This is a genomic window from Nocardia sp. NPDC127606, assembly GCF_042671725.1.
In the GTDB taxonomy this organism is placed as follows: Bacteria; Actinomycetota; Actinomycetes; order Mycobacteriales; family Mycobacteriaceae; genus Nocardia.
Genome location: NZ_JBHXWQ010000003.1, coordinates 347,665 through 372,948, shown reverse-complemented (window position 1 = coordinate 372,948; position 25,284 = coordinate 347,665). Strand labels below are relative to the sequence as shown.

The window sequence follows — 25,284 nt, the reverse complement described above, 5'->3', positions numbered from 1 at the left end:
AGCCAGGTGCTCCTGCGGGAACCTCGGCGCGCCCCCGCTCACGCGGGCGTGAGATTCTCCGCTCCGGGGGCCGGGAAGAAGCCGATGTCGATGTAGTGGTCGAAGTAGCGGGCGATGACCGCGGCGTCGACCGCGGGGAACTCGATCGGCAGGCCGCGGAAGGGTTCGGCGGGGGCCGATTCCACGCGGGTGAGCACCGTCGCCGGATTCGCCTTGGCGAGGGCGGCCGCGTAGTTGCCGCTCAGTGCCGAAGCCCGCGCCAGGATGGGGTCCGCGTCCTGGCGTTCGGCCGCGGTGGAGAGCTGGAGACCGAATTCCATCGGGTCGATGAAGTCGAAACGGTAACCGCGACTGCGGATCTCCTCGTAGACAACTTGCAGCGGCACCTGCGCACCGGAGGCCCGGAAGATGTTGCCGATGGCCGCCGCCTGGCGAGATCGGCTGACGATCCCCGCCGCGACATGGTCGACCGGGGCCATCTCGATGGCGATCGCCCGCACATCGACAGCCACCCCGAGCACCAGCATGGACCGCAACATCGTCCACCAGGCGTCTTCGGCGGGGGCGACGCCCGTACGGGAGTCGCCGGTGATCAAGCCGGGGCGGTAGACGGCGATGGGAACGCCGCGCTCGATCGCGGTGTGCACGAGCTGCTCGGCGACCCACTTGGTCATCGCGTAACCGGGCAGACCGGCCGGCACCCCGTTGTCCTGCGGGACCCCCGCCAGCACCGACAGGGTCGACACATAGTGGATCGGCTTGACCCTGGTGGTGGTGGCCAGGCGCAACACCTCGGTGGTGCCGCAGACATTGGCCGCTCGCATCCGCGCGTACGGCTCGAGGTGGTTCACCAGCGCACCGTTGTGGTAGATCGCGTCCGCCCTGGCGGCGAGTTCGGCGAAACGCAGTGGGTCCATGCCGAGGTTCGGCTGCGCGAGATCGCCGGGGACGCCGACGATTCGGTCGAGGTGGGGCCGCAGGTCGATGTGGTACTTCGCGGCGGTGGAGACGACGCGATGCACCGCGCCCGCGTCATCGGTGGCGCGGACCAGGCAGTGGATGGTCGCCGACGTCTGTTCCAGGAGTTCGCGCAGCAGGAAGCTGCCGAGGAACCCGGTGGCGCCGGTGAGCAGCAGCGTGGCCGGTGCGCCGGTGCGCTGGGGCGCGCAGCCGGTGAGGTCGATCGACGGGTCGAGGATCGCGTCGACGCCCGGATCGGGACCGGCGGCCGAGGCCGACGACTCGTCGCGCAACGCCAGTGCCAGGTCGCTGACCAGCGGATAGCTGAACAACAGGCGCAGCGGAACCTCGATGCCCAGTTGCTCGGCGAGGGTGGCGCGCACCCGGATCGCCGCGAGCGAGGTGCCGCCGAGGACGAAGAAGTCGTCGTCACGGCCGACTCGTTCGAGGTCGAGTGCTCCGGCGATCGCCGAGGCGACGATCTGCTCGTCGGCGGTGGCCGGCGCCTGGTATTCGCGGATCTCCACGGCGGGCGCGGGCAGCGCCTTGCGGTCGAGCTTGCCGGTGGCACCGAGCGGGAACTCGTCGAGCACCAGCAGACGGTGCGGAATCATGTACGGGGGCAACAGGGTTCGAATGGTTGCCAGCACCTCGGCGGTGTCGACCGAAGCATCGAGGGGTGTCACGTAGCCGACCAGCTGTTCGTGATGCACCGCGACCGCCGCACCCGCGACCGCCGGATGCGTGCGCAGCGCCGCCTCGATCTCGCCGGGTTCGATGCGCAGGCCGTGCAGTTTGAGCTGAACGTCGGTGCGGCCCAGGTAGGTCAGGTCACCGGACGGGAGTCTGCGCACCAGATCGCCGGTGCGGTACATCCGTTCGCCGACGGGACCGAACGGGTCGGCGACGAATCGCTCCATCGTCTTGTCGGGGCTGCCGAGGTAGCCGCGGGCCAGTTGCGCACCGGCCAGGTACAGCTCGCCGGGCGTGCCGACGGGCACCGGCCGCAGCCGCGCGTCGAGAACGTAGGCGCGAGAGTTCCAGTGCGGCAAGCCGATCGGAACGATGCCGTCGCCCACCTCGGTCACATCGGCGCCGGTGATCGACACGGTGGCCTCGGTGGGACCGTACAGATTGTGCAGACGACCCGCGGTGACGGTGGTGAAGCGTGCGATGGTGGCGTTCGGCAGCGCCTCACCGCCGACCCACACCGCGCGCAGCGAACGCAGGGCGCCGGTGGGCGCGGAATCCAGCAGCATCTGCAGGACCGAGGGCACGATGGTGGTGCCGGTGACACGGTGGCGGGCAACGAGTTCGGCGAGGTAGGCCGGATCGGTGAGCCCCTGCGTGGCGGCCACGATCATGTGCGCGCCGGCGCGCAACGGGGAAGCGAAGCCGATCATCGAGGCATCGAAGGTGAACGGAATCGACTGCAGGACAGTGTCGGACTCCCCCACTCCGTATTCGCCGACCATGAACGCGGCCTGGTTGACGATCGCCGAATGCGGCACACCGACACCCTTCGGCTTACCCGTCGAACCGGATGTGAAGATCACATACGCCAGGTCGAGGGGGTGCAGCGGGCGCAGGCGGTCGGCGTCGGTCAGCCAGGCATCCGAGAACTGCGACAGCTCGACCCGGTCCACCACGACGACCGGCAGTCCGTCGGCCTCGATCGCATCGCCGGTGGTGGTCAGCAGGCAGACCGGCTGTGCGGCGGCGAGGATGTCGGCGCGGCGTTCGGCGGGCGAATCGGGATCGAGCGGCACATAGGCGCCGCCGGCCGCGAAGACCGCGTACATGGCGACGACGAGATCGATCGACGGCCGAATCGCCACGCCCACAGTGCTTCCGGGGCCGACCCCGTCTGCGACGAGCAGCCGGGCCAGCCGGTTGACGCGTCCGGCCAGCTCGCCGTAGGTCACCGTGACCTCGTCGAAGGTGACCGCGGGTGCGTCCGGACGATGCCGGGCGCGGGCGTGGAACTCGTCGAGCAACGTCGCGTCGGCGACGAGGCGGAGCTCGCCGGAGGGCTCGGTCAGCTCGGCTTCCGTCAGCACCGGCAGGTCGCCGACGGGCCGGTGCGGCGCGGCGACGGCCGCGGCCAGCAGCCCGGCCAGGCGGGCACCGAGCGTCGCCATGGTCGAGGCGTCGAACAGGTCGGTGGCGTAGCGCCAGGAGCAGCGCAGACCGGCAGGTCCGTCCTTGTCCTCGAGCGGAACAACGGTGAGCTGGAGATCCACCGGCGCCGCTTCCTCGCCCAGGTCTACCGCCGACACCGTCAACTCGGGCAGTTCGAGGCGCGTGGCGCCGAAGTTCTGGAACGACAGCGCCACCTGATACAGCGGGTGGTGCGCCTGAGTGCGCGGCGGATCCAGTTCGGCGACAAGGCGTTCGAACGGCACATCGGCGTGGGCGAAGGCGGCCAGATCGATATCGCGAACCCGATCGAGCAGGGCCGCGAAGGATTCGGCGGCGTCGACGCGGGTGCGCAACACGATGGTGTTGACGAACATGCCGACGAGATCGTCGAGCTCGGGTTCGCCGCGGCCCGCGACCGGCGCGCCGACGGTGACGTCTTCAGTACCGGCGACCCGCGCCAGCAGCACCGACAGCGCGGCCCGCACGACCATGAACAGCGAGGCATTGTGTTCGCGCGCCAGGGTTTCCAGCGCGGCATGCACCTCGGCGGACACCGCGAAGTCCTGGGCGGCACCGCGAGTGCCCGCGACCGGCGGACGCGGCCGGTCGGTGGGCAGCTCGAGCAGGGCCGGGGCACCGGCGAGCGCGGTGCGCCAGAACCCGAGCTGTTCGGCCAGCAGCGAGCCTGCATCGTCTGCCGCGCCGAGCATTTCCTGCTGCCAGAGCGTGTAGTCCGCATACTGCACGGGCAACGGCGCCCAGCCGGGCGCCGCACCGGCGGCGCGGGCGGCATAGGCGGTCATCAGGTCGCGCGTCAGCGGGCCGAGCGAGAAGCCGTCGGTGGCGATGTGGTGCACGACCACCGCCAGCACATGGTCGGTCGCGGAGAGCCGGAATACGGCCGCGCGCACGGGAACTCGACGGCACACATCGAATCCGCCGAACGTCAGCCTGGCCAGTTCACCCGGCAGATCGGCGTCCGCGATCGGGTCGACCACCACGTCGAGGCCTGCCTGCGCCAGGGGCAGCACCTGCTGGAAGCCCGCGCCCTCGTGCTCGGGATACACCGTGCGCAGCACCTCGTGGCGTTCGAGCACGTCGTCGAGTGCGGCGGTGAGCGCGACGGTGTCGAGCGGGCCGGTCAGCCGCAGCGCGACCGGGATGTTGTAGGCGCTGGAGTCGGGATCCAGTCGCGCCATGAACCACATGCGCTGCTGGGCGAGCGACAGCGGGACGTGCGCACCACGTTCGCGGCGGGTCAGCGGTACCCGCGCCGACGCGTCCCCGATCAGCGCGTCGAGGGCACCGGCCAGCTCGGCCACCGTGCCGTGCTCGAACACGGTGCGGGCCGGTACCCGCACACCGGCCGCGGCACCGAGCCGGCCGGCCAGCTGGGTGGCGAGCAGCGAATTGCCACCGAGGGCGAAGAAGTCGTCGCCGCGTCCGATCGGGTCGGCGCCGAGCAGTTCGGCGACGACCGCGGCCACGGTGCGTTCGGTGTCACCGCGCGGCTCCTCGAACTCGCGGGCGGTGAGTTCCGGTGCGGGCAGTGCCCGGTGATCGAGCTTGCCGACCGGCGTCAACGGCACCTCGTCGAGCACCACGATCGCGGCGGGCACCGCGTGCTGGGGCAGGTGCCGCTCGGCCAGCCGGGTGAGTGCCGCCGTGTCGATCGTGGCACCGGCGGCCGCGACGAGGTAGGAGACGAGCGCGCTCTCCCCGCTGGGCAGCGTCCGGATCAGCGTGGCGGCGAAGCGCACCGTGTCGTCGGCGGCGAACAGCGCGTCGATCTCGCCGAGTTCGATGCGGAAGCCACGCAGCTTTACCTGTGCGTCGGTGCGCCCGAGGAATTTCAGGCCGACCCCGCCGGGCACGGGAACCCACTGCACCAGGTCACCGGTGCGATAGAGCCTGCCGCGACCGAGCGGGTCGGCGACGAATCTGCTCGCGGTGAGCCCGGCGCGATCGTGGTAGCCGCGGGCCAGACCTTCGCCGGTGAGATACAGCTCGCCGGGCACCCGATCCGGAACCGGGCGCAGGCGGGCGTCGAGGACCAGTGCCGTCATCCCGGGGATCGTGTCGCCCATGGTGATCACGTCGTCGGCGGTCAGTCGATCGCTCATCGCGCAGACGATGGTGGTCTCGGTCGGGCCGTACACATTGAAGAACGCGCGCCCGGGCGCCCACCGCGCGATCAACTCGGGCGGATAGGCCTCACCGCCGACGGCGAGCGCGGCCAGTTCCGGCAGCGCCGTCGGGTCGAGCCCGGCCAGGGCGGCGGGCGTGATGAAGGCGTGGGTCACCCGTTCGGCGCGCAGCAGTTCGGTCAGTTCGTCGCCACCGTAGACATCGGGCGGCGCGATGACCATCGTCGCGCTCGCCCCGATCGCCAGCAGCATCTCCAGCATGCTGGCGTCGAAGCTGGGCGAGGCGAAGTGCAGCGTGCGTGAGTCGGCGGTGATGTCGAAGCGGCGGACCTGTTCGGCGCACAGCCCGGCCAGGCCGGTGTGGGTGACCGAGACGCCCTTGGGGACGCCGGTCGAGCCGGAGGTGTAGATGATGTAGGCGAGGTCGTCCGGGGAAAGCCTGCGGACGCGTTCGCCCGCGCTCACGGGTTCGTCCGACATCGCGGCGCATTCGACGCCGAACTCGTCGGAATCGACCGACAGCCACTGGATCCCCGCGTCGAGCCGGGCCGCGTCCGCCACCTTGGCCAACCCGAACGCGGCACCGGAGTCGGCGAGCATATGGGCCACCCGTTCGGCCGGGTAGCGGGGATCGACGGGCACGAAGGTGGCGCCGGACTTGGCGGCCGCCCAGACCGCGACCACGGACTCGATCGAGCGGGTCAGCGCGAGGACGAACCGGTCGCCGGGGCCGAGGCCGCGGGCGATCAGCACCCTGGCCAGGCGCGACGACCACTGGTCCAGTTCGGTGTAGGTGAGGGTCTGTCCGGCGAATCGCAACGCGGGCGCCTCGGGGGCACGCTCGACGGCGGCCAGCAGGAGGCGCGGCAGCGTGGACGTCACGGGCGCGCGGCGGATTCGGCGCGCGGCGCGACGGCGTACGCCAGAAGCTTGCTCAGTCACCGGAAAGGCTTCCCTTCACCATGGATCACCCTTGCGATCGCACATCTCGAACATCGCCTGGACTCTCGGCTACACGGGGTATCGGAAAAATCCTGCGTGACGGTACCGCAAATATCTCATCAATTTCGGCGCAGTGGCAATTTGATCGTTTCAACGTACACACCACTGGGTATAGCCGACTGGCCAGTTTGTTACACAGCTCATACGCAGGTCATACGCAGGACGAACAATCGTCGAGCGGACACGAGCATTTCACATTCCCACTATTTGTCACCCAGTCGCCGACCAGCACATCCGTGACGATTCCTCCGACGCAGACGAGAAAACCGGAGACCGCGAACGCGGTCTCCGGTAATCGATGATTCCGGCCGGGAATGGTTACCAGGCAGTAGCCCTCGCCGGTCGGCGAACCTGCTCCTGCTCCCCCATCGAGGGGTCCTGCACGCGGGTATTGCCCGCTTCGATCCACTGGGTGTCGGCCACCCCGTGGCGGGAACGGTCGGTGCCACGCACCGCCGTCTCGCAGCGCCGGGCCAGATCCCGGCGATCCAGCCCGGGGTGCTCGAGCGGCTCGAGCACGATCTCGGCGATCATGCCCCTACTGCGCAGCACTCGCTTCGCCGAATCCGCGAAGGTGTCGGTGCCGACGAAACCCGGTACGGTGCAAGGCATTCCGTCGCTGTCCAGGTAACGCAGCCGCACCGGCTGAACCGGGGTGGTGGTGTCGACGGCGGCCTGGAACATGGCGGGCCGCATCGAACCGTAGGCCCGGCCGCACCAGGTGGTGCCCTCGGGGAAGACAACGATCCGGTTACCGGCGGACAGCCGGTCGGCCACCTGCCCGACCACGCCGGGCAGCTCACGCAGTCGCGCCCGCTCGATCGGGATGACGCGAGTGAGCTTGGCCAGTTTGCCCAGCAGCGGCCATTCGACCATGTCGGCACGGGCGACGAAGCTGACCGGCTGCACCGCGGCCAGCGCCACCACATCCGCCCAGCCGATGTGCCCGGCCACGATCATCACCGCGGTGCCGGTATCGGCGAAGCCCTCCGCCGACGCGCCCTGCCCGGGAACGCGGTTGTCGATGATGCGCAACCGCATCCCCAGGCAACCCAGCGCCGCCCTGGCGTAGCGACGCTGCACCTGTTCGCGGCGCAACTTCGGGGTGGCCACGGTCAACACCGGGAAGCTGAGCACCAGCCCGGCGATACCGGCCAGGCGGGCGAACATCCTGGCGGTGCCGACCTCGTCGATCGGCTCGATGCAGCCGGAACCACAGGGGCTCGACGGCATCCACGAATGAGAGTGCGTTGCGGGCGGCGCGTCGAACACCATGGTTTACTTCCCGTCGAAATTGGCGGCCGCGCTCTGCAGCCGCTCCAGATACCGGGTGTTGATGGTTTCCATGCCGAGCAGCGCGACGAAGTCGGCGACGGCGAAATCGGGGTCGTGGGCCGGTTCGCCACAGATCTCGGCGCCCAGGCGTAAGTAGCCGCGCAGCAGCGGCGGCATCTTGGGACGACTCGGCGGGGTCATCTGGTCGAGCGAGAGTCCGTCGACGATCACCGGGTTGTACGGGTGCACGCGACGCTCGGGGTCGCACGCGTGGCGGCCCAGCAGCTGGTCGCGCACGCCGCGCACGTTCACCCCGGCCGGATCGGTGGGCGAATCCTGCATCGGCACCGACACGCAGCCCATCACCCAGTCGTAGCCGGTGAGCTGGATGTAGTGCAGGATGCCCGCCCACATGAGGGTGAGCACCGAGCCGTTGCGGTGATCGGGCACCACGCAGGCCCGGCCCATCTCGACGATCCGGTTGCCCGTGGGATCGAGCTGGGTGAGATCGAACTCGGTGGCGGTGTAGTAGCCGCCCGCCGCGTCGACCTTGTCCGGCGGCAGCATGCGGTAGCAGCCGACGAACTGTTCGGAGAACTCGTCCCGAACCAGCAGGTGGTCGCAGTGCTCGTCGAACTTGTCGGCGTCGAGGCCGGTGGCGTTCTCGGGCATCTGGAAACCGGGTTCGGAGGCGAACACCTGATAGCGCAGTCGCTGTGCGGCTTCCCGGTGCTCGGCATCAGACGCGACGACCAAGGAGTACCGAGATTTCCCCACCCCGGAGTCCGGCGCCGGGGCGGTCAACACGGACGAAATTGTCATACTGCTGATGAAGCCAGTCCGAGCTGGCATCGGAGCGACGCTCCAGTGTCGTGCCGATGCCCGTTCGGTGAACGAGATGGGCGTCACACCGGGCGTTTACCGACCCGCTGCCCATCGTTCGCCCACCTGCGGGTTTCTAGCCGAACACGACCGATTTCGGCGCTGGACCCGCTTCGCGATCGGGTATTTCGAGCGTTGCGAAAACGACGACGGCCCGCCGATTCCTCGGCGGGCCGTCGCAGGGACGGATCAGGCGTGCACCCGCTCCTTGGTAGCCGCTGCGGTGTCGTCGGTGCGTCCGGCATCCGCCGACTCGACCTTCGCCGGCTCAGCCTTCGTCGGCTCCACCTTCGCCCGCTCGGCCTCGTCGAAGCCGGGACGTGCCGTCCCGATGAACGCGACCAGCCACCCCGCCACCGCGGCGAAGCGGTTGCGGAAGCCGACCAGATACATCAGGTGCACGGCCAGCCACATCGCCCAGGCGATGGTGCCCTTGAACGTCACGCGCTCGTTGAGCTTCACCACCGCGCTGAAGCGGCTGATCACGGCCATGCTGCCCTTGTCCCAGTAGACGAACGGCGTGCCCGCGTCCTTCTTGCGACGGATGATGTCGGCGGCGTGGCGACCCTCCTGCATGGCGACCGGCGACTGGCCGGGGTAACCGTTGAGCGAGGTCATGTCGCCGATGGCGTAGATGTCGGCGTGGCCGCCGACGGTCAGGTCGGGGTTGATCAGGATGCGGCCCGCGCGGTCGGTCTCGGCGCCGGTGGCCTCGGCGAGCAGGGTAGCGAAGCCGCCGACCTGCACGCCCGCCGACCACACCACCGTCTCGGCGGCGATCCGGCGCTCCATGCCCTCTTTGTCCTTGACCGTCACCTTGCCCTCGTCGATGTCGGTGACGAAGGTGCCGAGCAGCACCTCGACGCCGCTGTCGGTGAGCGAGCGCTTCGCGTACTCCGAGAGCCCGCCGCCGAAGGGCGGCAGCACCTCGCCCGCGCCCTCGACCAGGGTCACCGAAACCTGCTGGTGGAAGTGCCGTTTCGCGAGTTCCTTGATCTGGCCCGCTACCTCGACACCGGTCGCCCCCGCGCCGACCACCACGAAGCTGAGCAGGCGGTGCCTGGTCACCTCGTCGGCGCCCTCGGCCAGTGCGAACACGTGGGCGATCTGGTCGCGCAGGCGCTGGGCGTCGTCGATGGTCTTGAGCGAATAGGTCTTCTCGGCGAAGTCGTCGCGGCCGAAGTAGCTCTGGCTGGCGCCGGTGGCGGCGATCAGCGAGGCGTAGGCGATCTGGCGGGGGCCGTCGGCGGTCTCGTAGGTGAGGACCGCGTTCTCGGCGTCGATGCCGGTGACCTTGCCGAGGCGGACGTCGATCTCGGGGTGGCGACGCAGTACGTTCTTGATCGGCGGCGCGATCTCCTCGGGCGCGAGCACGCCGGTCGCCACCTGATAGAGCAGCGGCTGGAACAGGTGTTCGGGCGTGCTCGAGATCAGCACGACACCGACTCGTGACTTGGCCAGTTGCTTGGCTGCGGCCAGGCCTCCGAAGCCCGAGCCGACGATGACGACATCTGTGTGTTCCATGATCACTCGCTCCAAGATCGCGTTCCAGATCGGTAATAAATCCTTTCCTATGAGTAAACGCGATGCGGAACGAAGATGTTTCCACTGCCTGGGCGCATACTAGAGATGACTCTTATCTGCATAACTAATCAATGGGAGGTACCTGGTGGAACTTCGACAGTTGGCCTACTTCGTGGCCGTCTGCGAGGAGCTCAGTTTCAGCCGCGCGGCCAACCGATGCTTCATCTCCCAATCCGCGATCAGCCACCAGATCGCGAGACTGGAACGTGACCTCGGCGCGCAACTGTTCGAACGCACCACCCGCGCCGTCGTCCCGACCGACGCGACCTCGCGCCTGCTGCCACTGGCCAAGCAGATGCTGAGCCTGGAATCGGCGATCCGCGCCGCCGTGCGCACCACCGGACCGCGCATTCGTTTGGCCGCCAACATGTCTTTCGCCGCGCCGTCGCTGTCGGCGATCGCCACCGCGCGGGCCGCGCACCCCGACGCCGAGATCGAATACGTGATCAAACCGTTCCGTCAGCGGATCACGGCGGTGGCCGACGGCGACTGCGATCTGGCGCTGATCCGCGGCAGTGTCGAACAGCCGGGTCTCGCGGTGGAACAGCTATGGGTCGAGGACCTGGTGATCGCCATCTCGAGCAATCATCCGCTCGCCGAACGCGGCGCGGTCACCCTCGCCGATCTGAGCCCCTATCCGCTGCTGCTCCCGCCCGAGCAGGAGCAGGTGTTGTTGCACACACTGATCCGCTCCGCCTTCGCCGACCTCCCGACCGGACCCACCTTCGGCCCGCCGATCCCGCCCGATCACACCGCCACGATGGAACTGCTCAACCGCCCCGAGTCCTGGACGATCCTCTACGAGGGCCCCACCAAGGGCCTGCTCACCCTCGACCTCACCGACCACCGCCTGCGCATCCCCGTGTCAGCGGTCCTGCGCGAGGACGCCCGCGAGAATCCGATCGTGCAGACCCTGCTGGATGCGCTGCACCGACCGTGAGCAGCGGTGGTCCCGGCCGTTCACCTCGGTTCGCCGGATCGCCACGGGTCGCCGGCCAGCGCCGTCGCGACCGCCAGGTGCAGGGGCAGGGTCTCGTCGTCACCGTCCTCGACCGACCACACGATCTCCTCGATCGCGCGCAGGAAAGCCCAGGCGCCCGCGCGGTCGATCGGGACATCGAGATGTCGCGCCGTCGTGACCACCACGGCGCGCGCGTGCTCGGGGGTGGGAGTCGTCTGGACCTGGATCATGATCAGGAAGCCCGCGTCGAAGGCGGCCTCGCCGAGGCAGGGTTTCGGATCGATCAGCAGCCACGGCTCACGTTCGGCGGCAACGATATTGCCGAGATGGGTGTCGCGGTTGACGATCAGCAGTTCACCGGCCGGCACGCTCAACTCGGCACACTTGCGTGCCGCCTGTTCGCGCAGCAGCGGTGAGATGTGCTCGGCCAGTGCGGGTTCCGGATCGACCAGCCGTGCGCGGAGACCGGCCACGATATCGGTGGCCGAGGGTAGCTCCGGGAAACCGGCGGGAACCGCGGACGGGACGCGCCGCAGTCGGCGATACAGCCCGCAGGCGAACGCCACCTTGTCGGCGTTCTCCGGTCGACCCTCCAGGCTCGGGAACCCCGGTTGCGTGAGCAATTCCGTGCCCGGACGGGCCCATTCGAGCAGCAGCGCACCGCTGTCCGGGTCGAAATCGAGCAGCCGCACCGCACCGTCGCCGTCATAGCTGTGCAGTGCGGTGGCCTCGGCGACGTTCTCCTCGTCGACCATCGGCACCTTCAACACCACCCATGCCCCGCCCACGCGCCGCGCGGCCGCCACATAGGCGTGCGTTCCGCCACCGAACGGCGCGGAGAACTCCGTCAGCCCCCACCGCGCGGCCAACCCGGCCACCACCTCGGGCAACGCGTCGATCCACCGCGCCCCGGCCGCACCGAACACCGCCCGAACCGTCTCCTCGACCGAAGGTGGCAACACCACCGGCACATACCCCGACGACATCAGCCCACCCTACTGACCACCGCGTATACCGCCGGTCATCGCCAACGACTCGCGCGCACCGCCTTGCGATAGCGGATCCAGCGCCCGGTCGACGATGATGCGGCGAAGCCGACCAGCGCCGCCGAGAGGACGAACACCGCGGCACTGGCTGCGGTCGCGGCGTAGACCTCGCCCACCGCGGACCCGATGACCCCGAACAGCGCGAAGAGCCCGACGAGCACCGCCGTGATGATCGACATGACGCGACCGGCGGTGCGCGCGCAGAGCAGTAACACCGCGCCGCTGCCGGTGAACGCGACGACGACCGTGAGAATCGCGATCGCCATGAACGACCCGCTCGGATCCTTGCCCCGGTCGATCTCGTCGAGGGTTTCGGTGATGCCGTAGATCAGGAAGGCCGCGATCGACAGACTGAACAGCAATGTCACGATGCCGACGAAGAAGGCGGCGGCCTTCGACGGCTCCGGGCCGCCGACCGCGGCCTGCTGCCACGGACCGCCTGCCGCCATCGGGTGCATCCGCGGGTCGCCAACCGGCACACCGTATTCCGCGCGTCCCCACCCGGGCCGCACCTGTCCGCCGGAGCCATATGCCTGCGGGGCGGGCTGCGGTGCGTACCCGGACGGGACGGACTGCTGCGGGTGTCCATCAGAGCTGTGCCACTGCTGGGCGGGGTCCGTCCATGGCCGCTGCGCGTGTTCACCGGAGCCCGGGACCTGGTGTGCGGGGTCGGTCCACGGCTGACGCACGGTCGGCGCGACGACATGCCTTCCCTCGAGCGCATCCCGCAGTACGTCGGTGAATTCCGTTGCACTGCCGAATCTCTCGTCGCGACGCTTGGCCATCGCGCGGGCGATGACGCCATCGACCGCGGGCGGCAGATCCGTTCTGACCGTGGTGAGTCGCGGCACCGGCTGCGACAGGTGGCCCGCGACCACCTGGCCGGGGTTGGTCGCGGTGTAGGGCGGGTGACCGGCGTACATCGCGAACAGAGTGCAGGCCAGCGAGTACTGGTCGCTGCGGTGGTCGACGATCTCACCGGAGAGCTGCTCGGGTGAGGCGTAGGCGAGGGTGGCGGTGAAGGTGCCCGTCGCCGTGAGCTGGGTGTTGGCGGTGGCCACCCGGGCGATCCCGAAATCGGTGAGTACCGCCCGGATTTCGCGACCGTGTTCGGCGTCGGCGATCAGGATGTTGCCCGGCTTGACGTCGCGGTGCAGCACCCCGTGCTGGTTGGCGTAGTCCAGTGCCGACGCCGTTTCCCCGATCAGACGCGCGGTGACCCCCGGCTCGTGCGCACGCGAATCCCAGGTGGCGGCATCGGTTCCGCGAATGAACTGCATCGCGATCCACAGATAGCCGTCATCGCTGCCACGGTCGTACACCCCGACGATGCTCGGATGATCCAGCTGCGCGACAACATCGGCCTCCCGCTCGAACCGCCGCTGCAATTCCTGATCGGCCGAGAACTCCCGATTCAGCAATTTCAGCGCGACACTGCGTGGCAACCGAGGATGCTCGGCCAGATAGACCGTCCCCATCCCCCCTTGCCCGAGCACCCGTTCCAAGCGATATCCAGCGAACCCCGCCCCCGATTCCAACACAACTCGCACGCTACCCGCCGTCGGCGAGCTCCACCGAAGTACCTGCGCCACACGCCTTCGCGACGGTGGTCGACTCCGCCACACGCACCACTCGATGTTGCGAGGTCGACCGCTCAGCGCCCCGTGCCCAGTCCGGGAAACGGCAACGGCCCGCGAAACCGGGCTGCGCTGGCGCAGGAACGGGTTTCGCGGGCCGAGGTCGAACCGACCGGGTGGCGATCAGCCCTTGTGGGACTTCACGGCTTCGGTCAGCTGCGGGGAGACGTTGAACAGGTCGCCCACGATGCCGTAGTCGGCGATCTCGAAGATGGGTGCTTCCTCGTCCTTGTTGACAGCGACGATGGTCTTCGAGGTCTGCATGCCGGCGCGGTGCTGGATGGCGCCGGAGATGCCGAGGGCGATGTAGAGCTGCGGGGAGACGGTCTTGCCGGTCTGACCCACCTGGAACTGGCCCGGGTAGTAGCCCGAGTCGACAGCGGCACGCGAGGCGCCGACAGCGGCACCCAGCGAGTCGGCCAGCGCCTCGACGACCGCGAAGTTGTCGGCGGAACCGACGCCGCGGCCACCGGAGACCACGATGCTCGCCTCGGCGAGATCGGGGCGGTCGCCACCGACGATCGGGTCACGCGAGATGACCTTCACGACGCCGTCTTCCTGCGCCGGAACCTCGACGACGACCTGCTCGCCCGCGCCGGCCTGCGGAGCGGCCTCGATGGCGCCGGGGCGCACCGAGATCACCGGCACGTCGCCGGTGGCCTTGGCCTCGACGGTGAACGCGCCACCGAAGATGGAGTGCACAGCGGAGCCGTCGGCGTTGACGCCGATGACGTCGACGAGCAGACCGGAGCCGATGCGCGCGGCAAGGCGGCCCGACACCTCCTTGCCCTCGGCGGAGGCGGCGACCAGCACGGCGGCGGGCGCGGCGGAATCGACCAGGCCGGCCAGGACGTCGACCTTCGGGGTGACCAGGAAGCCCTCGATGTCGTCGGACTCGGCGACATAGATCTTCTCGGCGCCACCGGCGGCCAGCGCGGCGGCCAGCTTGTCGGCGGTACCGGCGGGGCCGGTCACGACGGCGGCGGGCTCGCCCAGCGCACGGGCGGCGGTGAGCAGTTCGGTGCTGACCTTCTTCACGGCACCGTCGGCGTGCTCGATGAGCACAAGTACTTCAGCCATTAGTTCTTTCTCCTTGGAAGTCTCGGACGGCGCCGGATCAGATGATCTTCTGACCGATGAGGTAGGACGCGATCTGGTTGCCGCCCTCGCCCTCGTCCGCGATCTTCTCGCCCGCGGTGCGAGCCGGCTTCGGGGTGGCACCGGTGACCTGGGTGCCCGCGTTGGCGACACCGACGGTCTCCGGGTCGACGCCCAGGTCGGCCAGGGTGAAGACCAGAACTTCCTTCTTCTTCGCGGCCATGATGCCCTTGAAGGAGGGGAAGCGAGGCTCGTTGATCTTCTCGGTGACCGAGACGATCGCCGGCAGGGACGCCTCGAGCTTGAAGACACCCTCGTCGGTCTCCCGCTCGCCGGTGATCTTGTCGCCGTCGACGGTGAGCTTGCGCAGGTGCGTCAGCTGCGGGATGCCGATGTACTCCGCGATGATCGCGGGCACGGCACCGGCGCGGCCGTCGGTGGCCTCGTTACCGGCGATGACCAGCTCGACACCCTCGACCTGGCCGAGCGCGGCGGCCAGCACGTAGGCAGTCTGCACGGCGTCGGAGCCGTGGATCGCCGGGTCGTTGATGTGGATGGCCTTGTCGGCGCCCATGGACAGCGCCTTGCGGATGGCCTCGTTGGCGCGGTCGGGACCGGCGGCCAGCACGGTGACCTCACCGCCCTGGGCCTCCTTGATCAGCAGCGCTTCCTCGACGGCGCGCTCGTTGATCTCGTCGAGCACCGCGTCGGCGGCCTCGCGATCGAGGGTGTAGTCACCATCGGTCAGCTTGCGCTCGGACCAGGTGTCGGGGACCTGCTTGATGAGTACGACGATGTTCGGCATCGGTCTTCGTCGACCTCCTTCTGGGGACACGTGTGTGGTGGGGCCGCACGAGCTGAGCCGTACGTCCGTGTGAGATATCTAGCTCAGATCGGAACACTACCCTACGCTAAGTTACTCGTGGGTAACCTACTTGCGCAAGAGGTCCCTGACTCCTGCGTGAACCGGCGGTACCAGTAACCTCGGACCAATGAGCGAGGCTGTGATCCCTGCCGCACCTGTGGCCGCCACACATGAACCACTGCCGTTGACCGGCGAGCGGACGGTGCCCGGCATCGCCGAGGAGAACTACTGGTTCCGTCGGCACGAGATCGCCTATGCCCGCCTGCTCGACCGCTGCACCGACAAGATCGTGCTCGAGGCGGGCTCGGGTGAGGGCTACGGCGCCGACATGATCGCGGGCGTCGCGCAGCGCGTCACCGGCCTGGACTACGACGAGAGCGCCGTCGCGCACGTCCGCGCGCGCTACCCGCGCGTGCAGATGATCCAGGGCAACCTCGCCGCGCTGCCCCTCGACGACGAATCCGTCGACGTCGTGGTGAATTTCCAAGTCATCGAACACCTCTGGGACCAGGGACAGTTCCTGCGCGAGTGCCTGCGCGTGCTCCGCCCCGGCGGCGTGCTGCTGATCAGCACCCCCAATCGCATCACCTTCTCCCCCGGTCGCGACACCCCCCTCAACCCGTTCCACACCCGCGAACTCAACGCCGCCGAGCTGACCGAACTGCTCGTCGATGCCGGGTTCACCGTCTCCGAGATGCTGGGCGTGCACCACGGCGCGAGCCTGAAAGCGCTGGACGCCAAGCACGGTGGGTCGTTCATCGACGCCCAGATCGAGCGGGCGCTGGCCGGTGAGCCGTGGCCCGCCGACCTCACCGCCGATGTCGCGGCCGTCACCATCGACGATTTCGACCTGCGTGCGGGCGATATCGACGCGAGCCTGGATCTGGTCGCGATCGCCGAAAAGGCACCACGTTGACCGATTCCCGCTCCGCCGTGCCGGGCCAGTTCACGCTGGTCCTGCACTCCCACTTGCCGTGGCTCGCCCATCACGGGCGCTGGCCGGTCGGCGAGGAATGGCTCTACCAGTCCTGGGCCGCGTCCTATCTGCCGCTGGTCAAGGTGCTGAAAAATCTTGCCACCGAAGGACGTTCGCATCTGCTGAGTCTCGGCATCACCCCGGTGCTCGCCGCGCAGCTCGACGATCCACACTGCCTCGCGGGCATGCATCACTGGCTGGGCAACTGGCAGTTGCGCGCCGACGAGGCGTCGATGTCGGGAAATGTGGCGCTGGGCCGTCACGAACATCGGCTCGCCGCGACGGCACTGGCCGATTTCGAACAGAACTGGCAGCACGGCGGTTCGCCGGTCTGGCGGTCGCTGATCGACGCCGACGCGATCGAACTGCTCGGCGGACCTCTCGCGCACCCGTTCCAGCCGCTGCTCGATCCACGCCTGCGCCAGTTCCAGCTCACCGAGGGCCTGGCCGACGCGCACCTGCGCTGGGGCACCACGCCGACCGGCATCTGGGCACCTGAATGCGGCTACACCCCCGGGATGGAACGGGGCTACGACGCCGCGGGCATCACCCACTTCATGGTCGACGGCCCGTCGCTGCGCGGCGACACCTCGCTCGGCAGGCCGGTCCGCGATTCCGAGGTCGTCGCCTTCGGACGCGACCTGGCCGTGAGTTACCGGGTCTGGTCGCCGAAACAGGGCTACCCCGGCCAGAGCGCCTACCGCGATTTCCACCACTACGACCACGCGACCGGGCTCAAACCCTCGCGCGTCACCGGCAAGACCGTCGACGGTCCTGACAAGGCCCCTTACGATCCCGAACTGGCGGCCGAAGCGGTCACCCGCGACGTCGCCGACTTCGTCGAGACCGTCCGCGCCCGGCTGATCGAGGAGTCCGCGCGGATCGGCAGGCCCGCCCTCGTGGTGGCCGCGTTCGACACCGAACTGTTCGGACACTGGTGGCACGAGGGCCCGCAGTGGCTCGAGCAGGTGCTGCGCGCGCTGCCCGAAGCGGGCGTGAACGTCGGCACCCTCGCCGATGCCCGCGAGAACGGCTTCGTCGGCGAACCTGTGCAGCTCAACGACTCCTCGTGGGGTTCGGGCAAGGACTGGCGGGTCTGGGCGGGCGACCAGGTCGCCGACCTCGTCGAGCTCAACGCCGACATCGTCCGACTGGCCTTGGACACCCTCGACAAGGTGCGCCGCGACGGATCCCTGCGCGACCCGGTCGCCGATCAGTTGCTGCGTGAGGCGATTCTCACCGTCTCCAGCGACTGGGCGTTCATGGTCAGCAAGGACTCCGCCGCCGGGTACGCCCGCGATCGGGCGCACGAACACGCGCACGCCGTCCGCGAGCTCGCCGAGGCGATCGGCGCCGGTCAGTTCGCCAAAGCGACCCGTCTCGCGGCAGGATGGGCGATGGCCGACGGATTCTTCCCTGGTCTGGACGCGCGGCGGTTGCCGACCGCTGTCCCGTCGGCCGCTGTTGAAGGATCCGCATGAAGATTTTGATGGTGTCGTGGGAGTACCCGCCGGTCGTGGTCGGTGGGCTCGGTCGGCATGTGCATCACCTGGCCGTCGAGCTGGCCGCGGCCGGTCACGAGGTCGTCGTCCTGGCACGCCGGCCGACGGGAACCGACTCGGTCACCCACCCCACCCACTCCTACATCGCCGACGGCGTGCTCGTCGTCGCGGTGGCCGAGGACCCGCCGTGCTTCGACTTCGGCGAGGACATGCTCGCCTGGACGCTGGCCATGGGACACGCGATGGTGCGTGCCGGGGTGGCGCTCGGCAAGCCGGGCGTCGGCGAGGGCTGGACGCCCGATGTGGTGCATGCGCACGACTGGCTCGTCGCGCATCCGTCCATCGCGCTCGCCGAGTACTACGACGTTCCGCTCGTGTCGACGATCCACGCCACCGAGGCCGGGCGCCACAGCGGCTGGGTGTCGGGCCGGGTCAACAAGCAGGTCCACTCGGTGGAGTGGTGGCTGGCCAACGAATCCGATCAGCTCATCACCTGCTCGACCTCCATGCAGGACGAAGTCGAACGGCTCTACGGACCCGAGCTCGCCCCGATCACGGTGATCCGCAACGGCATCGACGTCGGTTCGTGGACCTTCCGTTCCCGCGCGCCGCGCTCCGGCCCGCCGCGCCTGCTCTATGTCGGCCGCCTCGAATACGAGAAGGGCGTGCAGGACGCGATCGCCGCCCTGCCCCGCATCCGCCGGGCCCACCCCGGCACCACGCTCACCGTCGCCGGTGTCGGCACCCAGTTCGAGTGGCTGCGTGAACGCGCCCGCGTGCACCGCGTCGCCCGCGCCGTCCACTTCGTCGGCAGCCTCGGCCACGACGAACTCCTCGGCTGGCTGCACGGCGCCGACGCCATCGTCCTGCCGAGCCGCTACGAACCCTTCGGCATCGTCGCCCTCGAGGCCGCCGCCGCGGGCGTCCCCCTGATCGCCTCCACCGCAGGCGGTTTGGGCGAAGCGGTGATCGACGGCGTCACCGGCGCGTCCTTCGCCCCCGCCGACATCGACGGCCTGGTAGACGCCACCCGCGCCGTCCTCGACGACCCGTCCACTGCCCAGGCCCGCGCCCACACCGCCCGCGAACGCCTCACCGCCGACTTCGCCTGGGACGTAGTAGCCGCCGAAACCGCCCAGGTCTACACGGCCGCCAAACGCCGAGTCCGCACCTCCCTCGGCCGCCCGGATATCGTGGAAAGACCCCTGCCGGAACGCGATCCGAAGTAAGGCCGATCTCGCGCGACCTGTAGTCAGAGTGTCGGCTCGGCGCTTGCTCGGATCAGTGCGACAGCCGCGATGATCAAGTCGGGGGCGATACCAGGGAGTCCTTGTGGTCCGGTGGTGTCGATGCAGTCTCTGATCCGATCGTCGATACCGCCGATGAGCAGGTCCAGCACTCCTTCGCGCGGGTTGCCGGAAAGTTCGCCCTGTGCGACGCCGATGCCGTGCACGCGGCGCATCCGGTCGACGAAGACCTTTTTCATCCCTGCGCGATGCACAGTGAGGGCGGGGCCCACGGCGAGAGCTTCCACGTGCAGGGCGCGGGCGAGGTCGGGTTCGCCGGCAAGGATCGCAAGGTATTCCTGCAGTGATTTCTGGACGAGAATTGTCCAGTCGAGGTCGGTGTACGGCTGTAGCGCCGAGTTGAGCATGTTCTGCACGACCTCGACGGTGAACTCGAAGGCCGCGACGTAGCAGTCTTCTTTACCGGCGAACAGTTCGTAGAAGGTGCGGCGCGAGACTTCGGCTCGTTTGACGATGTCGCTGACCGTTGTCTGCTGGTACCCCTTTTTCGCGACGACGTTCAAAGCCGCCCAGCCGAGTCGTCCGCGCTGCGAGGCAAGCACTTCCTCACGGGTCAACGCGCTGGGGCCCGGCCGTAGCCGCTGTTGCGCAAGCGATGAATGTGACGGTATCGAGCCCACCTGTCGATCGTGCCATATGTGCGGGCTCCACCGTTTCGGCGCACGGCGGTGCCACTGCCTCCTCCGAGTTGCCTCTCAGGAGTGCGAAAACCCGAGCCCGGGTGGGCGGGCAGGTCGCCCACCCGGACTGCCCCGGTCAGTCGGTTGTCAGATCGGCCTACTCAGCGGCACGTTGACCCAACTCGGCGCGTTGGGGTCGAGCACTAGATGCTGTGGGCGAAGCTGCGTTTCGATCAACAGAGCCGGCAGCGGAAAGCCCTTGGGCAGGTTCGAGGCATAGACGTCGACCCGCACCCGGTGCCCCGGTTGCAAGACCGCGTGCACGCCGGTCAAGCCGATATCGAGTGTGGTCGCCTGACCTGGGACGGTTCGTTGCCGCGTCTCGAGATCCAGGAACTGGTACGGCTCGGTGTAGTCACCATTGGCCGATTTGCGGCTGCGACTGTCATCGACCGCCCGCAACGATGCCATCAGCTGGCCGGAAGACAGCACATTCGAATTTCCGTCGGGAGCAACATCGTTGAGGGTGACACTCCAATATCCGTCGGTGACATCGTGGACGGTGTTCAGGTGCACCGCCACCGGCCCCGAGATCACAGTCGGTGCGTCGACTGCCTTACCGGTGAAGGTCAACGCAGCGACTTCGGCGATGCGCGAGTCCTTCGCGCACCCGTCGATGATCGACAGCACGCCGGCGGTCGCCTGTGCCGCATCGCGCGAACACAGAGTGGACAGGCCTGGAGCAACAGTGAGGTCGACCGCCTCCGCCGGAATGTCGGAACTCAGGGAGCCATCGTGAGCGACGACACCGGTCGTCCCGCTGGGCGCCGGGGACAGGTACTGGCGGGTGTGAGTCATGCCGGGCCGCGGGTAGTCACCGGTAGTCCAACCGCCACCCTGCTGGAACAGCGTGGCCGGTCCGAACTGTTCGATGCCGTTATCGATGCCCTTGAGCCACTTGTCGAACCAGGCCCGCTGCAACACATCCAGTCGGGGCGGCCCACCCGGACGACCGGCACCCGAACCGACCGTCGTGTGGTAGCCGTCATTCATCAGGATCTGTTTCTGTCCCGGCGGCAGGGGGATCTGCTCATAGGTCTTCATCTGTGACTGAGCGAACAAGTCCTGATATCCACCGACGATGAAGGTCGGAACCTTGATCTGATCGGCCGGCCGCTCGAGTCCGGTCCGCAGATCGCTGGTCGGCGCCAGGTGCTCGGCCAGGTTCGGCGGTATCTGATCCGCTGAGAACACGAAGATCGCTTGGATCAACGTATCCAGCCAGACGATCGGACTCGAGGCGCGATCCTCGAGCCACTGCCAGTCGAATCGGCCGCTGAAGATCGATGCCAGATCTGGCATCCACTTCGTGGTGGTGATCGCCAGGAGCCAAGCCGGGGTGAACAACGGGTTCACCGCACCGCCGGGTAGAGCGTACGAGCGGAGTATGTCGCTGGCGCCGACGAGCGGGAAAATCGCCTTCAGCGCGGCCGGATTCTGCTGGGCGACCTGGAGTTGGACGATGCCCGAGTGCGAGATACCGCTCATCCCGACATTGCCGTCCGACCACGGCTGATTCGCGGCCCAGTCGATCATCTCCGCGGTGTCCTGCGTCTCCCGCTCGCTGAACATGTCCCACGAACCCTGGGAGAACCCGGTACCGCGGATATCGGCCACCACGTAGGTGTAGCCACTCTTGATCAACTTGTCATCGGCCGAGAACAATCGCGCTGCCCCACCGGAGCTCACGCCGATCAGCTCACCGATCCCCGAGAACGGCGTTCCGGTCAGGTTGAACAGATCGAACCGATTCATCACATCGGTGAACAAGTCGAACAGCACGGGGATCGACAGGGCCGAGGTGGCCAGCATCGACGCCAATTTCGTGTAGGGCGTCATGTTGACGATGGTCGGTGTCGGCGTCTCCACGATGCGTCCCGCAGCGTCCATCGGACGGTAGACATTCGCTTTGATCACTGTTCCGTCACTCATCGTGATCGGTACATCCCAGTCGATATGGATGCCTGGATACAGCGGTGGTGAATCCGCGGTAGCGGTCCATGCCGCGCCTCGCGCGCCGCCATCCGGCTGCGCTTGCACAGCGGGAACCGCCAGCCCCGAGGCGGCGATCGCGATCACGGACACTACCGCCCCGGCCGACCATCTCCTGGAGAACAACCTCATCGAATCCCGACCAGCCCTTCGTTGGACAGCAGCTCAAGATAGAAACACTGACGTCTCTATCTGTTAGGTACAGTAATGTACCTAACATTCGAGGGCAAGAAGTGACCTACAACGCTGCGCGGTTCATCCGTCACGGGTGAAGTCGAAGCGATGGGTTCGATCTAGGGTCGCGGGGTCTGGACCATTGCCTTCGAGTCGAGGAGAGCCGATGCCTTTGCAGCCGATTCCTGATCTGCCCGTGGCGACCATCGGGTTCCGGGCCAGTGGGACGGTGACCGCCGACGACTATTCGGAAGTGCTCGATCCGGCGATCAGGAAAGCCGTCGAGCGGGAGGAGCCGGTCAACCTGGTGTATGTGCTCGGCGAGGACTTCGACGGGTATTCGCTGGGGGCGATGGCGAAGGATCTGGAGTTGGTGAAGGTGCCACGGGACGCGTTGGGGCGGATCGCGTTGGTCACCGATCACCGGATGCTGGGCGAGGCCGTGCACCTGTTCGGGTTTCTGATTCCGGCGCAGGTACGGGTGTTCGCACTGGCCAACGAGAGTGCTGCGCTCGCCTGGGTGCAGTGATCGGCGCTGCGTGGGGCGAGGCCGTTCGCTCCGAAACCGGTTCCGCTTCAGGCCGGTTGGAGGCCGCCGCCGTGGTAGCGGGTGGCGGCGTTCCAGAGGAAGAAGCTGTCGATGCCCGCGTCTCGGGTGGCGTCGATCTGGGCGCGGAGTTCGGCGTCGCCGTAGGTGACGCCGAGGCTGAAGTCCTGGAGCCACGGGGCCACTTTCGCGCCGGTGCCCGCCGTGGCCGCCTTGAAGTCTTGCAGTGAGCGGAAAATGATGTCGTAGGGCTGGGCGTTGGGGTTCGCGACGCCGTATTCGCCGGGGCCCCAGTGCGACGGGTAGATCATGGGCGCGACGAAGTCGACGCTGCGAGCGATGAGCGGGATGTCCTGGGCGATCTCGTCCGGGCGGGTGGAGGCGATTCCGTAGACCGCGGCGCTCAGGTGTGCACCAGCGACGTGCACGGGGTAGCGGCTCTCGGCGAGGAAGCCCGCCACCGCGGCGGCGGGGGTGTCGGTGAGGCCGGCGAAACGCATGCTGTTCAGGCTGCCGTCGGGGCGGCGGACGTAGTCGTACATGATGCCGTCGAAGCCGAGTTGCGCTGCCTCTACCGCGAGAGCGATGTTGTATCCACGAACGTCGGGGTTGGCGAAATTGGTGAAGGCGATCGGGCCGTAATGGCTGGAATAGGGTTGCCCGGACGGATTCTGGACCACCCAGTCGGGCCGCCCGTTGTGCCAGGCCCAGCCCGCGAGAGTCGGATCGCGGAACGCGACGATGCGGCCGACTACCTGCAGGCCCATGTCGTGCAATTGCCGGAGCGCGGCCGGGGCATCGTAGATCGCCTCGGCGGCACCGGATTCGAGGGCCAGCGGCACCTGGGAGGCGTAGCCGATCACGCCGTCCTCGTCTTTGATGTCGAGCTGCACGGTATCGATACGGCCTTCGCGGGCCAGATCGAGGACAGCTTCGCGCAGTCCCTCGTGCGACCAGGCGTGCGCGGTGACGTGCACCGCGCGCATTCTCGGCAGCGTGCTCGACGTGACCGCGGTGCTGCTGGTCTGATTGCCGTCGGCGTCCGTCGCGACGACCTCGAAGGCGGGGGCCCATCGCACCGAGAGTTCGAATGTCCCGTCCGCGGCGGGGACCACCGAATCGGGTCCGATGGACACCCGAGCCGCGTCGACGGCGGTGCCGCGCACCACGACCGGCGCGCGATAGGAGCTCACCGGATCGGTCGGTGTCATCCGCAGCGTCGGCGGCACGGTGTCGGCGACCGGCGATGCCGCGGATCTACTCAGCGCGAATCCGGCCACCAGGGAGATGACCAGCGACGCGAGGGCAATACCGATAACGGGGGCCATCCATCGCCGTCGATCGGCCGATCGGAGCTGCCATTCCACCGTCAACACCGCCTTCCAAAACCATTGACACGCCAACTATTTCGCAGTTCCGACGCGGCGTACTCGGTATCGATAGATCGACTGTAATCCGTCGCCGCGGCGTAATATCGCATTGATGATGGGCGGTTCGAACACAATGTTTCGGCTCGTGTCGGCGGCAGCGCTGGCGGCCGCACTCACGGGCTGTACCGCAGTGAACAATGAAGCGGTCCCGGCGCACACGACGCCATCGGTGACGACGGTGAAACCGGCACCGCCGAACCCCGCCGAAATCGCCGCCAACGAACTGGGATTCGTCCCGGTCCTGATGTATCACCAGATCACCCCGAATCCGGCAGGCGAATACGACCAGACCCCGGCGGAATTCCGGGACGAACTGGAACGGCTGTACCGCGAGGACTATCGCCCGGTGACCGCCGCGCAATACATCTCCGGCGACCTCGACCTCCCCGCCGGCACCCACCCGGTGGTACTCACCTTCGACGATTCCACCGGCAGCCAACTCGGCTTCACCGACACCGGCGCGGTGGCACCGGACAGTGCCGCGGGCATTCTCGCCGAGTTCGGTGCCCGCTACCCCGACTTCCGGCCGGTGGCCACCTTCTACGTGAACAACGAGCCGTTCGGCGCGGACCCGCGCGCGCTGCAGTGGCTCGTATCGAACGGCCACGAAATAGGAGCGCACACAGCCGATCACGCCAACCTCGCGAACCTCGACGCCGACGGCGTGCAACGCGAACTGGTACAGAACGTGCGCGCGGTGACCACGGCGGCGCCCGGAGTCACCGTGCGCACCATGGCACTACCGCTCGGCGTCTATCCCCGCGATCACGCGCTGGCCACGGCGGGCAACTGGGACGGCACGTCCTACCGCTTCGACGCCGTGATGCTGGTGGGTTCCAACCCCGCCCCCGCCCCCTACGCCGCGATCGACCCCGGCGGGGTGCCGCGCATTCGATCGGGCCGGGGTGCGGTCCCGTTCGATTCGGCCTATTGGCTGGACTGGCTCGCCGCGAACCCGGACCAGCGCTACACCGCCGACGGCGATCCGGCGCGCATCTCCTTCATCAGGCAGCGCGCGACAGAACTCGACGCACGCTGGCTGGACCGAGCCAACCCGTACTGAGCCGATTGCGGCGC

At 68.2% G+C, this 25,284-nt stretch carries 17 protein-coding genes; 6 read left to right on the top strand and 11 right to left on the bottom strand.

Annotated elements, in window-relative coordinates; all coding sequences use genetic code 11:
- Positions 1-38: 38 nt before the first annotated feature.
- The 4 genes from ACFVJ5_RS17340 to ACFVJ5_RS17325 form a co-directional block, all read right to left on the bottom strand.
- The gene (locus ACFVJ5_RS17340) at positions 39-6,191 is read right to left on the bottom strand and encodes an amino acid adenylation domain-containing protein (protein ID WP_379221177.1); all 6,153 of its coding nucleotides are present in this window, start codon (positions 6,189-6,191) and stop codon (positions 39-41) included.
- A gap of 378 nt (positions 6,192-6,569) precedes the next feature.
- Complete coding sequence (locus ACFVJ5_RS17335; protein WP_379221175.1) at positions 6,570-7,484, bottom strand: lysophospholipid acyltransferase family protein; 915 nt, start codon at positions 7,482-7,484, stop codon at positions 6,570-6,572.
- Positions 7,485-7,529: 45 nt separating this feature from the next.
- Positions 7,530-8,348 (bottom strand): GNAT family N-acyltransferase, encoded by an 819-nt coding sequence (locus tag ACFVJ5_RS17330; protein ID WP_358063701.1) that lies wholly within the window; start codon positions 8,346-8,348, stop codon positions 7,530-7,532.
- Between the two features lie 249 nt (positions 8,349-8,597).
- Complete coding sequence (locus tag ACFVJ5_RS17325) at positions 8,598-9,932, bottom strand: NAD(P)/FAD-dependent oxidoreductase (protein WP_379221173.1); 1,335 nt, start codon at positions 9,930-9,932, stop codon at positions 8,598-8,600.
- 145 nt (positions 9,933-10,077) lie between these two features.
- On the opposite strand from ACFVJ5_RS17325, the gene ACFVJ5_RS17320 reads away from it, so the two are divergent.
- Entirely contained in the window at positions 10,078-10,932 is an 855-nt protein-coding gene (locus ACFVJ5_RS17320) for a LysR family transcriptional regulator (protein ID WP_378633279.1), read from the top strand.
- Positions 10,933-10,952: 20 nt separating this feature from the next.
- Here ACFVJ5_RS17320 and ACFVJ5_RS17315 read toward each other — a convergent pair whose 3' ends face one another.
- The 4 genes from ACFVJ5_RS17315 to ACFVJ5_RS17300 form a co-directional block, all read right to left on the bottom strand.
- Positions 10,953-11,939, bottom strand: a complete 987-nt coding sequence (locus tag ACFVJ5_RS17315; RefSeq protein ID WP_379221171.1) for an aminoglycoside phosphotransferase family protein — start codon at positions 11,937-11,939, stop codon at positions 10,953-10,955.
- 35 nt (positions 11,940-11,974) lie between these two features.
- Entirely contained in the window at positions 11,975-13,540 is a 1,566-nt protein-coding gene (locus ACFVJ5_RS17310) for a protein kinase (RefSeq protein WP_379221169.1), read from the bottom strand.
- Between the two features lie 219 nt (positions 13,541-13,759).
- Positions 13,760-14,716 (bottom strand): electron transfer flavoprotein subunit alpha/FixB family protein, encoded by a 957-nt coding sequence (locus ACFVJ5_RS17305; RefSeq protein ID WP_379221167.1) that lies wholly within the window; start codon positions 14,714-14,716, stop codon positions 13,760-13,762.
- 37 nt (positions 14,717-14,753) lie between these two features.
- Positions 14,754-15,539: an electron transfer flavoprotein subunit beta/FixA family protein gene (locus ACFVJ5_RS17300; protein ID WP_067449214.1), complete on the bottom strand. Its 786-nt coding sequence runs from the start codon at positions 15,537-15,539 to the stop codon at positions 14,754-14,756.
- 187 nt (positions 15,540-15,726) lie between these two features.
- Between ACFVJ5_RS17300 and ACFVJ5_RS17295 the strand changes: the two genes are divergently transcribed.
- Genes ACFVJ5_RS17295 through ACFVJ5_RS17285 form a run of 3 tightly spaced genes read left to right on the top strand, consistent with a single transcriptional unit; the run spans position 15,727 to position 19,306 of the window.
- Complete coding sequence (locus ACFVJ5_RS17295; RefSeq protein ID WP_379221165.1) at positions 15,727-16,515, top strand: class I SAM-dependent methyltransferase; 789 nt, start codon at positions 15,727-15,729, stop codon at positions 16,513-16,515.
- A complete protein-coding gene (locus tag ACFVJ5_RS17290) occupies positions 16,512-18,056 on the top strand; it encodes a 1,4-alpha-glucan branching protein domain-containing protein (RefSeq protein ID WP_379221163.1) in 1,545 nt (514 codons plus the stop codon). Before ACFVJ5_RS17295 ends, ACFVJ5_RS17290 begins: the two co-directional genes overlap by 4 nt.
- The gene (locus tag ACFVJ5_RS17285; protein ID WP_379221161.1) at positions 18,053-19,306 is read left to right on the top strand and encodes a glycosyltransferase family 4 protein; all 1,254 of its coding nucleotides are present in this window, start codon (positions 18,053-18,055) and stop codon (positions 19,304-19,306) included. Before ACFVJ5_RS17290 ends, ACFVJ5_RS17285 begins: the two co-directional genes overlap by 4 nt.
- A gap of 23 nt (positions 19,307-19,329) precedes the next feature.
- Here the strand turns inward: ACFVJ5_RS17285 and ACFVJ5_RS17280 are convergent, their stop codons facing one another.
- Together ACFVJ5_RS17280 and ACFVJ5_RS17275 are read right to left on the bottom strand one after the other, a co-directional pair.
- Complete coding sequence (locus ACFVJ5_RS17280; protein ID WP_379221160.1) at positions 19,330-19,926, bottom strand: TetR/AcrR family transcriptional regulator; 597 nt, start codon at positions 19,924-19,926, stop codon at positions 19,330-19,332.
- Between the two features lie 225 nt (positions 19,927-20,151).
- The gene (locus ACFVJ5_RS17275) at positions 20,152-21,996 is read right to left on the bottom strand and encodes a CocE/NonD family hydrolase (RefSeq protein WP_379221158.1); all 1,845 of its coding nucleotides are present in this window, start codon (positions 21,994-21,996) and stop codon (positions 20,152-20,154) included.
- 400 nt (positions 21,997-22,396) lie between these two features.
- Here ACFVJ5_RS17275 and ACFVJ5_RS17270 point away from each other — a divergent pair, with 400 nt between their 5' ends.
- On the top strand, positions 22,397-22,759 hold the full coding sequence (locus ACFVJ5_RS17270; RefSeq protein WP_379221156.1) for an STAS/SEC14 domain-containing protein: 363 nt from the start codon (positions 22,397-22,399) through the stop codon (positions 22,757-22,759).
- Between the two features lie 47 nt (positions 22,760-22,806).
- On the opposite strand, the gene ACFVJ5_RS17265 is transcribed toward ACFVJ5_RS17270, so the two are convergent.
- On the bottom strand, positions 22,807-24,105 hold the full coding sequence (locus tag ACFVJ5_RS17265) for a putative glycoside hydrolase (RefSeq protein ID WP_379221155.1): 1,299 nt from the start codon (positions 24,103-24,105) through the stop codon (positions 22,807-22,809).
- 271 nt (positions 24,106-24,376) lie between these two features.
- Between ACFVJ5_RS17265 and ACFVJ5_RS17260 the strand changes: the two genes are divergently transcribed.
- The gene (locus ACFVJ5_RS17260; RefSeq protein WP_379221153.1) at positions 24,377-25,270 is read left to right on the top strand and encodes a polysaccharide deacetylase family protein; all 894 of its coding nucleotides are present in this window, start codon (positions 24,377-24,379) and stop codon (positions 25,268-25,270) included.
- Positions 25,271-25,284 lie beyond the last annotated feature (14 nt).

Coding starts and splice junctions, on each gene's coding strand:
- ACFVJ5_RS17335 (WP_379221175.1), bottom strand. CDS start 7,484: ATGCCGTCGAGCCCCTGTGGTTCCGGCTGCATCGAGCCGATCGACGAG.
- ACFVJ5_RS17330 (WP_358063701.1), bottom strand. CDS start 8,348: ATGACAATTTCGTCCGTGTTGACCGCCCCGGCGCCGGACTCCGGGGTG.
- ACFVJ5_RS17325 (WP_379221173.1), bottom strand. CDS start 9,932: ATGGAACACACAGATGTCGTCATCGTCGGCTCGGGCTTCGGAGGCCTG.
- ACFVJ5_RS17315 (WP_379221171.1), bottom strand. CDS start 11,939: ATGTCGTCGGGGTATGTGCCGGTGGTGTTGCCACCTTCGGTCGAGGAG.
- ACFVJ5_RS17305 (WP_379221167.1), bottom strand. CDS start 14,716: ATGGCTGAAGTACTTGTGCTCATCGAGCACGCCGACGGTGCCGTGAAG.
- ACFVJ5_RS17300 (WP_067449214.1), bottom strand. CDS start 15,539: ATGCCGAACATCGTCGTACTCATCAAGCAGGTCCCCGACACCTGGTCC.
- ACFVJ5_RS17295 (WP_379221165.1), top strand. CDS start 15,727: ATGAGCGAGGCTGTGATCCCTGCCGCACCTGTGGCCGCCACACATGAA.
- ACFVJ5_RS17285 (WP_379221161.1), top strand. CDS start 18,053: ATGAAGATTTTGATGGTGTCGTGGGAGTACCCGCCGGTCGTGGTCGGT.
- ACFVJ5_RS17275 (WP_379221158.1), bottom strand. CDS start 21,996: ATGAGTGACGGAACAGTGATCAAAGCGAATGTCTACCGTCCGATGGAC.
- ACFVJ5_RS17270 (WP_379221156.1), top strand. CDS start 22,397: ATGCCTTTGCAGCCGATTCCTGATCTGCCCGTGGCGACCATCGGGTTC.
- ACFVJ5_RS17265 (WP_379221155.1), bottom strand. CDS start 24,105: ATGGCCCCCGTTATCGGTATTGCCCTCGCGTCGCTGGTCATCTCCCTG.